Source organism: Butyrivibrio sp. AE3009 (assembly GCF_000420845.1).
Taxonomy (GTDB): Bacteria; Bacillota; Clostridia; order Lachnospirales; family Lachnospiraceae; genus Butyrivibrio.
Map to the genome: position 1 here is coordinate 35,645 of NZ_ATVS01000011.1, position 13,781 is coordinate 49,425.

Annotated in this window: 10 protein-coding genes and 1 tRNA gene; 3 read left to right on the forward strand and 8 right to left on the reverse strand. The window is 43.9% G+C overall.

The features are described 5' to 3' along the window. Nucleotides 1-3: 3 nt before the first annotated feature. The 3 genes from G588_RS21440 to G588_RS0107705 all read right to left on the reverse strand — a co-directional run bounded on the left by G588_RS21440 (nt 4) and on the right by G588_RS0107705 (nt 6,048). Nucleotides 4-4,638, reverse strand: a complete 4,635-nt coding sequence (locus G588_RS21440; protein WP_022778168.1) for a DUF4132 domain-containing protein — start codon at nt 4,636-4,638, stop codon at nt 4-6. A gap of 28 nt (nt 4,639-4,666) precedes the next feature. Next, on the reverse strand, nt 4,667-5,086 hold the full coding sequence (locus G588_RS0107700; RefSeq protein WP_022778169.1) for a hypothetical protein: 420 nt from the start codon (nt 5,084-5,086) through the stop codon (nt 4,667-4,669). Nucleotides 5,087-5,169: 83 nt separating this feature from the next. After that, entirely contained in the window at nt 5,170-6,048 is an 879-nt protein-coding gene (locus tag G588_RS0107705; protein WP_022778170.1) for a LysR family transcriptional regulator, read from the reverse strand. A gap of 150 nt (nt 6,049-6,198) precedes the next feature. Here G588_RS0107705 and G588_RS19590 point away from each other — a divergent pair, with 150 nt between their 5' ends. The 3 genes from G588_RS19590 to G588_RS0107720 are packed head-to-tail and all read left to right on the forward strand — an operon-like array spanning nt 6,199 to nt 8,548. Continuing rightward, on the forward strand, nt 6,199-6,966 hold the full coding sequence (locus G588_RS19590) for an ABC transporter ATP-binding protein (RefSeq protein ID WP_022778171.1): 768 nt from the start codon (nt 6,199-6,201) through the stop codon (nt 6,964-6,966). Beyond that, on the forward strand, nt 6,950-7,741 hold the full coding sequence (locus tag G588_RS0107715) for an ABC transporter permease (protein ID WP_022778172.1): 792 nt from the start codon (nt 6,950-6,952) through the stop codon (nt 7,739-7,741). The genes G588_RS19590 and G588_RS0107715 overlap by 17 nt, the downstream gene beginning before the upstream one ends. Before the next feature lie 3 nt (nt 7,742-7,744). After that, the gene (locus G588_RS0107720) at nt 7,745-8,548 is read left to right on the forward strand and encodes an ABC transporter permease (protein ID WP_022778173.1); all 804 of its coding nucleotides are present in this window, start codon (nt 7,745-7,747) and stop codon (nt 8,546-8,548) included. Here G588_RS0107720 and G588_RS0107725 read toward each other — a convergent pair. From G588_RS0107725 to G588_RS0107745, 5 genes are all read right to left on the reverse strand, one after another. Next, nucleotides 8,545-9,438, reverse strand: a complete 894-nt coding sequence (locus G588_RS0107725; protein ID WP_022778174.1) for a DUF362 domain-containing protein — start codon at nt 9,436-9,438, stop codon at nt 8,545-8,547. The genes G588_RS0107720 and G588_RS0107725 overlap by 4 nt on opposite strands. A gap of 350 nt (nt 9,439-9,788) precedes the next feature. Continuing rightward, nucleotides 9,789-9,872 (reverse strand) — tRNA-Leu (locus G588_RS0107730). 107 nt (nt 9,873-9,979) lie between these two features. After that, on the reverse strand, nt 9,980-10,879 hold the full coding sequence (locus G588_RS0107735) for a carbohydrate ABC transporter permease (RefSeq protein WP_022778175.1): 900 nt from the start codon (nt 10,877-10,879) through the stop codon (nt 9,980-9,982). 15 nt (nt 10,880-10,894) lie between these two features. Then, nucleotides 10,895-11,836 carry an ABC transporter permease gene (locus tag G588_RS0107740; protein ID WP_022778176.1) on the reverse strand — a complete coding sequence of 314 codons (942 nt, stop codon included), beginning with the start codon at nt 11,834-11,836 and terminating at the stop codon, nt 10,895-10,897. Between the two features lie 149 nt (nt 11,837-11,985). Further along, nucleotides 11,986-13,713, reverse strand: coding sequence for an extracellular solute-binding protein (locus tag G588_RS0107745; RefSeq protein WP_022778177.1), 1,728 nt, complete (start codon nt 13,711-13,713; stop codon nt 11,986-11,988). Nucleotides 13,714-13,781: the final 68 nt, after the last annotated feature.

Below are 13,781 nucleotides of genomic sequence, written 5' to 3' on the forward strand. Positions count from 1 at the left end.
CATTCAACAGTCGGCGCTTCTATATCCGCAGGGGAGAACCAGTCTGCCAGAGCATATTGTGGCGATGATATTCTCTTTGTAATAAACCTTCTGAATGCCGAAGTCTATATCTGCCACCCAGCGGCGTCCCTTGAGGCAGGCAAGAGTCTTCTTAGGCTGGATCTGATTGCCTGAATACCTTCTGGTATCTTCCATCTCAAGTTCTTCTGAGGTCTTGATGTACAGCTCTCTGAAAATCTGCTTGAAGGGCTGAACTGTCTTATTATCAAACAGGAGCTTCTGATACTCACTCCAATGACCATCCTTATAAATATGATATGGATGAACAACCTTAAGCTCTGCCTCTTCCTTAAGACTTATCTCTTTCCCCTCATGATCTGAGAGTTTACCGCCATTGATGAAGCCCAATCTGCCGCTTCCTTCTTCAATAAAAAGAAGTGTTTTTACGATAGGGGATACTATTGGATTGTCCTCTAAAAGAGTAAGTTCTTTGGCAGTGAAGGTTGTTCCCTCTTCCATAGCCTGCTCAAACATTAACCTGGTTCTGCGATACTGCTCTGTGAAACTCTTTTTAGTCTCCAACAGTGCCTTAACTTTGTCGTTCTTCTTTATCTTGGCAGGAATAGACTTAAGTGTTTTGCCATCCTTGTTTACAACAACCTCTGTCTTACCAAATTCATCAACGCTCAGTCTTAAGAGAACGCCCTCAACCTCTATATCCTCGAAGACCTCCCTGGAGTCTTCCATAACCTTCGTTTCCATCCTAAGGGTAAGTCTTGTAACATCACTGAAGCCTGCATTGTTTGCAAGATTCTGCATTGCCATGGCAACTGCCTTGCCCTCGCTGACAATCCTCTGGGCGCCAAAGCTCTTACTCTCCTTAAGGAACTGCTGAAGGTACTGATATCTTTCGCAGATGTCGTCCTCACTCTTAAGTGGAATAAGGGGATATGCCATCAGGAAGTCTTTGTTTCTCTTATCAGCTACTATCTCCTTAAGTTCATCAGGGGTATATCTTCCAAGAGCAGCATCAGCGTATTTGCGGGCTCGGGCATGTCTTGCTCCGTCGCAGATATACTTAGCGGCATCATAAACAAGGTTAAAATGCTCTTCTCCCAGCTCCTCGAAGGCGCTTCTGAACCACTCAATATCGAAGGCTCCGTCGCTTAATTCCTCAGAGGTAAGAGGTGTATATCTTGCTATTATGGCATCCTTCTTAGGATCTGCGTCACGGCCATATTCATCACTTTTCATATGGGCCATGAAGTAATAGCAGGTAGAGATATAACCCTTCCACCCAAGGTATTCCTCTACTATTTCAAGCCACTCGGGAGAATAAACAGAGGCCTCAACAAGTCTCTTTTCAGCAATATCCGTACCCGCAAGCAGTACCTTAAGCCTGTCTGCATTATCATCGGGCCCGGGAACGCAGACTGCCAGCAGATGGGATAACGCTCCCTTCTTAGTCTCTGTGGAACAGAACTCATAACGCTCAAACTTATCTTTACCAAGAGCAGATAGAATTGCCACAAAATTCTCCGCACCGTATATTCTTGAAATATTGCTTACAGCTTTGGAATATTCTGTCATGGTGTCGCCGCGTCTTAGCTCCACAGGCAGTACTTTTCCCAAAACCTTATCGTAAGCTTCATCTATAAGCTGCAGATATCCCTCTTCACCATGCTGCTCCAGTATTTTACCAATGGTCTTCTTCCAGTAGTCCCTAGCCCTTGTGGAAACGAGCCTGTCCTTCTCCCGAATAATCGTAATGGCTGACGACAGGAACCTGAGGGCAGCACCCAGATCATCTTCAAAAAGAATTTTGTACATCTGCTGCCGCGTAATAATCCCTTTATACGCTGCATAAATTGCAAGCTTCGGTTCAATGACCATATACGAAGGATATTTTCCTCTGTTATTGAATCTGTTTCCCGAAGCTTTATCATCCAAAGACCTGATCTTTGGCTTAAACTCCCTGTGAATATAATACAGCCTTGTAAAAAGCGGGAATGTCAGTTGCAAAGTCTTATCATCCATACGGTCGATTTTGGAAAGAAGTCGGTTAATCCTGACATCTGAAATACCCTCAGTGTAATGGCTGGCTGTAGTTATACTCCTGATAAACTGTGGATCTATGGAATTACCCTTAACAAAGAACCAGGCCAGCGCTATGGCAAGACTCTGAAACTCCTCCATGGTTACATATTCTTTAATGATTGCTTCGAGTATTCTCTTACTGTGCTCTGCATAGATACAATCGGGCTTATTGGAAAAGCCTTGTCCGTACAGCTTGTCCACAGCCTCTGTGGAATAAAAATTGGTTATACTCCTGAAAAGATAATCCGCAGTCATTACATACATTCTGAGAATACGCCTCTTATCCGGTATATGCTCTGCAAAATACTGTTCCCAGAGTTCCATCAGTGGTACGACCAGATTGTAATCCTTATCAAGAATCCCAAAGATTCTGGAATCGCAGCCAATAATCTGCTTCTCTCCGGTTCTGTCGGTATATTCATCCTTTTCATGAAGCTTTATAAACTCGCCAAGATTCTCAAGGTCCTTACAAGCCTGCAGATACGATGAACATTCCTTTTTGCCTCGGACAGCATCAACAATTTTACCGATAAGGCCTTTTCCTGCTGTTCCTCTTTTCAAAAAGCTCTCAAGTTCCGAGTCGGGAAAATAATCCATGAATACTTTCACATGCTCTTGGAAAAGATTTGCATCAAGTTCCTCCGGTTCATAGAAATCTTCTTCTGTGTAAAGAATCTCTTCCGCACTATTTTCGTCATGTGTATCGGACATCTCCGGAATGAAGTTTGCCAGAAGGATCTTCTCTGATGAGGAAGGATCCTTTATATTTGATGCGTGCTTAAGGCATTTTTCATAGAGAACTTTTTTGGTTTCATCCTTGGAAAGGGTCATTACCATATCCAAAGCTGCTGTTCTCTTCTCTTCTTTTTTATCGGATAAAAGCCTTGCCACAGTGGCCTCTATATCTGCGTCGCCTCTGCCCATCAAAAGCTTTATCAGGTTTTCCCTTGCATCCGCAGCCTTATATCTGAGGAGAGACTCCATCTGAAGATAATGCGCCGGAGCTAGTTTCTGCGTATTTTCCGCAACTATTTTATAAGCTTGAAAACGTACAGAATCTGATTTATCAGCAAGAGCAGCCACAAGAGTATCAAACTGCATTGTTGTAGCAGGTTTGTTAAGTACATCTCTGATGACCCACAGTCTACAGTAGGGATCTGCCTCCTTAAGCATTTCGCAGATCTCATCGAGCATTTCATTGTTCCCGAGCTTCTTGGCAATATATGCCATCTTGATAGTAACATCACCCTTTGCAAGGGAGTCCTTGTTCCATTCGAATATATAGGGATCGCAGGTTATTCCTTTTCCCGGAATAAGGTTATACAGCTCCCTCATGTATCCATAGAATCTTACAGCCTCGTCTTCATCCTCAAAATAATCAGCGATACCGCCCTCATCCCATTTGCCGTAATAACTTGACCTGGCCATGAAAAAAGGCTTAAAACATCCCACCATGATATCTATATCATCGTGATGCGCTTCCACCACAGGCTTACTTGCCATATGGTAAAGTCTGCTGTTACCAAGAATACCCATAGTGTAGGCTGCAGTCATTATCTGATGCTTGGAACCATTGGCAGAAATATCACGGATCCTGGCAATAAGGTCCCGAACCTCATAGAATCCTATGGCCCACAGCGCGATATGCATCTTCATGGAGTCTTCTGAGGCAAGGTATTCTTCACGCTTTTTTTCATCCGAAATGCAGTCATAGACATAGTCCGCCATCTTATTGCTTATTCGGTCAATCTTGGGATTGTCATAGTTCCAGAAGCAGAGCCATACCGCGAAAGCTCTTTTCACCGAAGAAAATCTGATGAAATTGTTATCAACGATGATCTTGTTAAGATAAAGAAATGCTTCTGCAGTTCCCTCGTCCATGGTCTCGCAGATTGCCTGGCGAAGTCCCTCCTGAAGACCGGCGGCCTTAAGAAGTTTTCCCAGCTCTTCATACAGTCCCTGATCATGGCTCCTTACAATTGCGTAGATGAAGCTTCTTTCAAATGGAATATCATTTTCGCCATTGATAGAATCCTTGATAAGACCTATAAGCTCATCGTTCCCGAAATCAATCTCTGCTGTCATGATATCCGTGACACAGCCTCTGGAAACGTAATTATCATAGCTTCTGTAATGCTTTTCAGCCTCCGGAAGGTCCTTTTTGATATACTCACAGATATCGCAGTCCACAAAATTGTCTGTGCCGAACTCCTTGAGTTTCTCAATGGAATTCTCAGCAATAATATACGGATCTCTGGTCCTAAGGGATCTTCTTCCCATGCCATGCTGATATATCCACTCATGCAGGTGGTCCAGAGTATAATAAACATGCTTTTCAAACTGTGGATTTATAAACTCGCCGAAAAGGCCTGATGCGCTACTTTTGATAAACTCAGAAGGGGCTTTGCCCTGAGAAATATGGTCTACAAACTTAAAAAACAGAGGTGACTTTTCTTTGTTATAGTCACAGGAACAGACAAAGCCCCTGAGCTCCTCCGGTAAAACTTTTATTTTGTCATCTGACTTTTTTCGAAAATCCATTTTCTATAACCTTCCCTTTAACCTTTTTTCACCACATTCTGCCCGCAAGCATTACCAGGCGGATAAATGTGACCTCCGTTCCTTCTTCAATATTCACTTTGCTATCCTTATCCCCCGCATCTTCCTCTCCGATGAAGATACGAAAAAGACCGTCCTCGTAGGCAAGGAGTGCATCCTCTATTGCCTTATCCCTGTCTGCCTTTTTCTCCCCATAATTAATTCCAAAGGCAATCTTGCCGATCTCGCTCATATCGTCGATCTGCTGCTGTGACAATGGCTGCGGGTTATCTCCTTTTTCGAAGCGGTCATTATATTCTTTTACACAGGTACTGACACATTCCCTGATCAGGTCTGCTACAGTGTCCGGTTTATTTTCGATATGAAATTGCTGCTGATTGATCTTGCTTTTTCTTTTACCAAGCTGTTTGATGTTTACAAGAATTTCCATAGAGTATGCCCCTTGAAGTCGCTTTGATACTATGATTGTACCACATAGGTCACCAAAGGCAATCAGGAATTCACTGATAACTCCTAGCCTTTCACAATCAATCCCACCAGTTCTTCTATCGCTCTGTTCTGATGTTTATCCTTGTGGACAAAAACTTGAGAATAGATTGGAAAGTCATCGCCTGCCCAGTCAATCTTCTTAAGCTTCTTTTCATGTATTTCAACCTCTGCTGTCATGGCAGGCATAAAGGCGATTCCAAGACCGTTCATGGCAAAGGCCTTGAGGATTTCCTTGCTGCTGGTCTCAAGCTCGATCTTAGGTGTTACGCCATGCCTTGAGAAGTCATCAAGAAGCATACGTCTGAAGCTACAGGTATGGGATGTGATAAGAAGGGGAACGTTAGCAAGATCCTCCTCTTTTACCTTCTTCATTTTAGCAATTGGATGATCCGGTCTTGCAAAAAAGGCAAGGGACTCTTTCTTCTTGTGGATCAGTTTGAGCTCAGGATTCTCTATAAGCGGGTTTAAGGTGTATACCAGATCCAGCGCTCCATTCTTTAAAAGTCCGGGGAAAGTATCATGATCTATGAACTGGATCCGTATGTCCATTCCGGGATATTTTTTCTTGTATTCCATAAGGTTCTCCGGAAAATGCTTGTAGCATAGCGACTCCGAAACACCAATCTTAATAATGCCGGAAGGAATCTCCGCAGCTGATACCTCCAGCAGCATCTGCCTCTGAAGCTGCAACATCTGCTCCGCATAGGCTATGAGCTTCTCTCCCTCGGTAGTCAGAACAAGGGACTTACCAAGTCTCTCGAAAAGAAGGCATCCAAACTCATCTTCCAGGAGCTTGATCTGCGTCGTCACGGTTGACTGGGCATATCCCAGCATATTTGCGGTAGCTGTAAAGCTCCCGGTCTCAACAATTTTCAAAAAGGTCTCAAGCTGTGTGTTATTCATATCGCCCTCTTATATATATCAATATTTTTGATGGTTACAATCTGTTATTTCGATTTTACTGATATATCGTTTGATGCTATTGTACATTTAAGAACACATAAAAGCAAGTTATATATGCACTGTCACACTTGTGGCAAGGAGGAACAGGCTATGAGCATAGAGGTTAATAACCTGACAAAAATCTACAGACTAAAGCACGGGCAAAAAAAGCTCGCTGTGGACAATATCTCTTTTACCATTCCCGACGGAGAAATCATAGGCTTCATCGGCCCTAACGGGGCAGGCAAGTCCACCACCATAAAGATGATGACAGGAATTCTTGTGCCTGATAACGGCTCTGTTTCCATAGACGGATTGAATTTCAAAAAGAACCGGAAAGAGATCATGATGAAAACCGGTGTAGTCTTTGGGCAAAAAAGCGTTCTGTGCTGGGATATTCCGGTCATTGATTCCCTGAAACTCTTTAGGGACATGTACCGTGTTCCAAATGACGTTTATAAAGAAAACATGGCTGTTTTTACTGAGATTCTTGGGCTGGATGAGTTCATAAATCAGCCCCCAAGGCTCCTAAGCCTGGGCCAGCGCATGAAAGCTGACCTGGCGGCATCGCTTATCTACAACCCTGATATTCTCTTTTTGGATGAGCCCACCATCGGAATCGATGTGCTGTCAAAAGAGCGAATAAGGCAGTTTATCAAAAAGACAAACGAAGAAAGGCACACCACCATCATTCTGACCACACATGATGTTTCAGATATCGAATCCCTGTGTGAGAAGATGATCATTATCGACAAGGGTTCTCTTATTTATGACGGTACTCTCCCAAAGCTAAAGAGTATTTACCGGACCACAGATCTGGAAGAGATTATCAAAAAAATCTATCTGGCAGGAGAAGAAGGAAATGCGAAAATATGCTGATCTGGCAATAATCGGAATAAAAGAACATACAGCGTATCTGAACTCTGTATGGGCGAATTTTCTCGCTAAGATTGTTTATCTGTATATGCAGTATGCTCTGTGGACCGGGCTTTTTTCCTCCAATACAGGCAAAAATATCCCTTTAAGCCAGGATGAAACCATAAGGTATATCATTGTGGCCACCGTAATATCCACATTTATGGAATGTGATGTTATAGCATGGATCAATAACCAGATTCAGTCCGGGGATGTGGCGAATCAGCTGATACGTCCGCTTGGCTATAGATCAATGATATTCGCCAAACATATCGGAACGAGCATTGCAAGAATTATGATCTATACTCTGCCGCTTGGGATATTGATTTCCATCTTTTACCATGGAGAGCTTATCTGCCGGGAGCAGCTGCTGTACGGATTTCTGTCCATAATTCTGGCCTATCTGATCCAGTTTTTATATTCCCTGATAATTGGTCAGATGGCCTTCTGGCTGATCGTCACCTGGCCGCTGAACATGCTACTGGCAGCGATTTACAAGCTCCTGTCCGGGTCCTGGATTCCTGCTGCAATGTTCCCGCGGGTTCTCACCGTGATAAACATGTTTCTTCCCTTCCGGGCAATATATGGAATACCGGTCACCCTCATTACCACCCCAATGTCTTATGAGAGTATCTGCGAAAATATACTCATTCAGCTTATTTGGCTTGCTGTTTTGTTTCCGGTATCGGAAGCTGTTTGGATAGTAGGAAAAAATAAACTTGTAGTTCAGGGAGGCTGAATCATGTATCTGCTTAAAATGTACAGACATTTTGTGATCATATATATGAAAGGGAAGCTGGCTTATCACTTTTCTCTCGTTTTTGAACTAATCGCCAACACGATCCAGATAGGTGTGTACTTCGCGGGATTTATGGTCATATTCCATAATTTCGACAATATCGCTGGATGGACGCAGAATGAAGTCCTATTCATGTTTACCACCAGCTGGCTGACCTACAGCCTTAGCTGCTTCTTTTTCTGGAGTCCCATGAAGGATATGGGCCAGCTGATCCGCACCGGCAAATTTGACCTCTATCTCACAAGGCCCATAGGCCCCATGCTGTATATGGTGCTGCAGCAGTTCCAGTATACCTTCATACCCCGCCTGGTTTTGTCCGTGTTTTTCTGGATCTACAGTATGAGGTCGCTAGCCATTGAATGGACTGTCTATACTGTCTTGTACTATGCAATAAACATTCTCTCTTCCTTTGTGATATTTTCTGCCATCACAATTTTTACCGGCGCTGTCAGCTTTTGGGCAGTAAAAAGTGAGGAGATAGTATCTCTCCTCACCAATAACAATCATGGGTTAAAAAATTATACGGACTATCCTGTCACTATTTATGGCAAAGGAATCGGATTCCTTCTTACCTTCATCATCCCCTATGCCTTTACCGGCTATTATCCTGTGGCAAGCCTTCTAGGAAAAAGTTTGCCCCACCCGGAATATGCTTATCTATCACCACTAATTGCTGTGATTACCGGTATCGCGGCATATCTGCTCTGGAACTACGGCCTTAGGCATTATAACAGCGCAGGGGCTTAAATAGTTATAAGTTCATATTCCTTTACGCCAAAGCCCATCTTGGCAGCTGCATCAATGGTATGCTCGCCATTCCTTGTCTGTACTCTTTCAAGGAAATGGTCTTTTCCCGGATCCTCAGATTTATAGATAAGATCCATACATGCTCTGTCTATTGCAATGGGATCCGTGGATGCAAGAATTCCCACATCAGCCATGCAGGGATCTTCTGCAATAGCACAGCAATCACAATCTACCGACAGATTCTTCATAACATTGATGAATACCATATTTCCATGGAAGTGGTCCACTACAGCCGATGCAGCTTCTGCCATTGATTCAAGAAAAGCATCCTGTGGAGGAAGATCTTCCCATACCACGCCCTGTTCTTCTGCCTTAACATATTTTCCTGCAGAATGAATATTGACCTTTCCCGCCGTGGAAGCGCATCCGATTGAGAGCTGTTTAAGAGCTCCGCCATATCCGCCCATAGGATGTCCCTTAAAATGTGAAAGGACAAGCATTGAATCATAGTTCATAAGGTTTTTCCCTACAAGATCACTCTTCAAATGATCAGCATGGGATATCGGCAGCTCAACGTCAGGCCCTTCTGCGTCCATCAGGTCCACTACAAAATATTCATTCCAGCCATGCTTTTTAATGAGCTTAACATGCTTGTCAGTGCTGTTTCTCTCACCATCATAGGCTGTGTTGCACTCTACAACGGTTCCGCCTACATGCTCAACCATTGGCTTCCAAAACTCAGGCTTAAGATAGTTCTGATTGCCTTCTTCTCCGGAATGTACCTTCACCGCAATCTTGCCTTCAAGTTTTTTCCCAAGAATGTCATACATTTTTACCACCTGCTCCGGTGTGATGTTTCTTGTAAAATACACCTTAGAAACCGATCCCATGTTAACCCTCCTATTCATATGTTAATATCTTAAGCTCTTCCTTTTCGCTGATTCAACATACATATTATACCCCATTTGAGATACAAAAGAACCGCCCCGTGTCATCCCATCTTCTGCACGAAACATTTTTTTGAAAGAACATGTCATGGAAATCTTTAGCCTAGATGGGACTTTGAGCAGAGCACTTAGCGAGGTCTTTTCGAGCTTAGTGCGAGCCATGGGTGAACACTTGGTGAGGTTTTTTCGAGCCTAGTGAGAATCCCAGTACCCACATGGGTGAGAGGACTCTCCCCATGTGGAAAAAGAAAAAAGCCCAAGGCTTTATGCCTTAGGCTTTTTCTTTTTCTGCGTGCGGAAGATGGGACTTGAACCCACACGATGTAAGCATCACAAGATCCTTAGTCTTGCTCGTCTGCCAATTCCGACACTTCCGCGAACCGTCGCCTCGATCTCTCGTGGCGACTTGATTATAATATCAAAGTATCCGGCAAACGTCAACAAAAATTTATAAACTTTTTTTCGTTTGCCATCTCATAGGCTATTATTCCTTGACACCACCGATGGTAAGGCCTGTAACGAAGTATCTCTGGAGGAAGGGATACAGCAAAATGATAGGAAGCATTGTAGCAACCGTTACAGCGGCACGAATTGTGATAGGCGTGATGGTGTTGGCGCTGTTCTTGGCGCTGTCTGCACTACCGCTCTGCTGCATTACAGATGAAAGCAGCTTCATGAGCTCGTACTGAAGTGTTGTGTACTCAGTCTTCATACGGTTGTACAGCATTGCATCAAACCATGAGTTCCACTGCCAAACGGCGATGAACAATGCAACTGTTGCGTAAACAGGCTTACTCAAAGGAGAAATAATATCTTTGAAGATTGTCCAGTATCCGGCGCCGTCGAGCTGAGCTGATTCTTCCAAACTCTCGGGAATGCCTTCCATATAGGTTCTCATAACCAGCATGTTAAATGCACTGATCATACCGGGAACCCAGTATACGTGGAATGTTCCTGTAAGTCCTAAGTTCTTGTAGAGAAGGAAAATAGGAATCATTCCGCCGTTAACATACATTGTAATAACCCAGAAAAGTGACAGCTGGGATTTAAACAGGAATCTCTTACGGCTTACAACAAATGCAAGCAGCGCATTTGCAAAAAGTGAAGTGAAGGTAGCCACGATTGTTCTTAAAACTGTGACTCTGGCACCTACCCAGATATTCTGCATCGCAAATACTGTCTGATAGTTCTTCATGGAGAACTTACGGGGCCATAAATAAATTCCGCCTCTTACCGCATCGATACCATCATTAAATGACAGGGCTACGGTATTGATAACAGGGTAAAGTGTAACTATTACGAATATTGTCAGGAACAGTACAACGAATATCTCAAATATGACATCGCTGACCGGTCTTCTTACTGTGTACTCTTTCTCATTCATCGTCTTACGCCCTCCTTAGAATAATCTCTGCTCGCTGTATCTCTTGGCAATAGAGTTAGCAATAACGATGATCGCAATACTTACAGCACTCTTAAACAAACCGGCGGCAGTACCGAGGGAGTAGTCATTCTGTGAAATACCCCATTTCAGTACGTAGATATCGATAGTCTGGGATACAGACTGTACAAGTCCGTTACCTAACAGATACTGCACTTCGAATCCGGCATTTAATACGTTACCAACATTCATAAGAAGAAGGATCATGAAGGTAGGTTTGATACCCGGGAAAGTAATATATCTGATCTTCTGTAATCTGTCGGCGCCATCGATGGAAGCTGCTTCATACAGAGCAGGATCGATAGCAGTGATGGCTGCCAGATAGATTATTGCATTCCATCCTGTCTCCTTCCAGCAGTTGGCAAATGCAACTATAGGCCAGAAGTATCCGGGATGTGCAAAAAAGTTGATTGCCTGATTAATGAATCCGAATCTCAGAAGCAGGTCGTTGACAATACCGGTTGCGGATAATGAAACGTGCAAAATACTGGTAACAACGATCCATGAAAGGAAATGCGGAAGGTATGAAATGGTCTGAATGGGCTTCTTGATCCATGCCCTTCTGACCTCATTTAAGATAATCGCAAAAAGAACTGCCATTATCGTGGTGGTAACAAGGTTGATAACACCCATTGCGAAGGTGTTTCTGATGACCTTAATGAAGGTCTGATCTCCAAACAGGAACTTAAACTTGTCCAATCCAACAAAGGCGGAACCAAGGATTCCCTTCTTGGGTTTAAAATTCTGAAAAGCCATGATCCAGCCTGTCAAAGGCCAGTAATAGAATATGATACCGTACACAACTACGGCAAGGGTCACAACCATGAGAAAGCTCTGGCGCTTCATCTCCTTAAGTGTGGCCTTCATATCCATTTTTTTGCGTGTTTTATTCCGGGCCATAAACTCCACTCCTATTACTCTTTTCTAGAAGAACCAATTCGATTTTTTCAAAAAAAGGGCAGCAACATTGTCTGTTGGCGCAGTTGCTGCCTTTTCTTGTTCTTTATTCCTATCTGGTACACTAAGCTCGACAGAACCTAGCTAAGTGATTACTTAAATGTATCAAGAATCTCCTGCATCTCGCCGATGAAGTCCTCAGGCTTGCATGCATTGTATGCATCCATGTACTCAGCCCAGCCCTGCTCGAAGTCCTTAGCCATAACAACCTTAGGAAGCCACTCGTGCTTGCACTCACCCATCTTAGCCCAAGCTACACCACCGGGTGTCTCAGTTGTGAAGTTGTTGGAGTATGAGTACATAGGGAACCAAGGTCCGTTAGTCTCAACTACTGAATTGATCATCTGAGGATATGTTGTTACTCCGTAAGCATCGAAGCATGCCTTAAGAGGAGCTGCCATATCGACCATGAACTCTGAAGGCTGCTCTTCAGGTTTGTTAGCGTTGATTCCGTCATCAGATGTTCCGTTCCACTGAGGGAAGTATGAATATACACATCTGTGAGAAGCCTGGTAAGAAGTATCTGCCCAGTTCATTCTCTGCTCATCAGTACGATAGTATAATCCGTTCTCATCTACATCGTAGTCAACGCCCTTAACGCCCCAGAATCTGAGATCATGAAGTTCCTGATCCATAGCGCAGTCAACGATGAACTTGAATGCCTTGTCAGGATCCTTACAATCTGTTGTGATAGCGATACCTGAAGCCTGGTTAACTGTGTCATCATATGTATGCCATCTGTTGTCCATGCCGGCTGTTGTTGTAAGTCCAAGAGGTACATAGTTACAGCCCTTAGCATCAAGACCTGTCTGCTTGAAGGAGTCATTTACGTTGTTAGCGAAATCCCACCACTGGTCAACCATACCAAGTACGCGGCCTGTTGAAAGCTTAGCGATATACTCGTCGTAGGTCTGTGTGAAGGACTCAGGATCAACGAAGCCCTTGTTGTACTCTTCGTTGAGCTTCTTGAAGTAAGCGATTGTGTCGTCTGATGTGTTGTAGTCCTTGATTGTCATTGTGGACTTGTCAACTATTACAGAACCGTCGTTAGGATATCCTGCAAGGAACTGACCTGCGTTCTCAAGGCAGAAATATCTCCAGTCTTCGCAGAGGATTGTGTAAGCAATGTTCTCTGTGCCGTCGTCCATTGTAGGATTAGCAGCGATGTAATCCTCAAGGAGCTGGAAGTACTGATCAAGTGTCTCGATCTTAGGATAATTAGCCCACTCAAGAACTCTTACCTGGATCCAGAAAGCTTCGTCGTTGTGTGTTGTCTGCTTGGACTCACCCTTTGTGTTTCCGAAAGGATTGATCCAGTAGATGTGTCCGTCGGGCTGACGGAATTTCTCCCACTCTTCGGGAGTGAACCATTTCTCCTTGAACTCAGGATACTGGTCGATGTAATCATCAAGTGGAATAAGTGCGTCTGCGTCGATAAGCAGATTCATTTCATCGGAATCGATGAAGTCAGGATACTCGCCGCCGGCGATAAGTGTACCTGTTGCCTCAGATGCTGTCTGACCTGTAAGCCATGTCTCTTTTACTCTTACCCCATACTTGTCAGCGATCATCTGGGCAATCTCGTTGTCATCATTGATCTCGGAACCGGGCATAGTGATGAACATTGTGAAATCTGTTACCTCACCCGGAGTTGCTGTGTCAGCTGAAGCACTTCCGGTATCAGCTGAACCGTTGTCAGTCTGAGTTGCAGCGGGTGTTGTGTCGCCGCCAGCAGGTGCTGATTCTGTGTCGCCACATCCGGCAAGAATTGATGCCATCATTGCAGCGCTCAGTAATAATGATGCTACTTTTTTCTTCATTGTAATCCTCCCTTTTAATTTGCCCTTTGAAAGGGTTTATAATCTGATAATTAGTCTAATACAGTGAT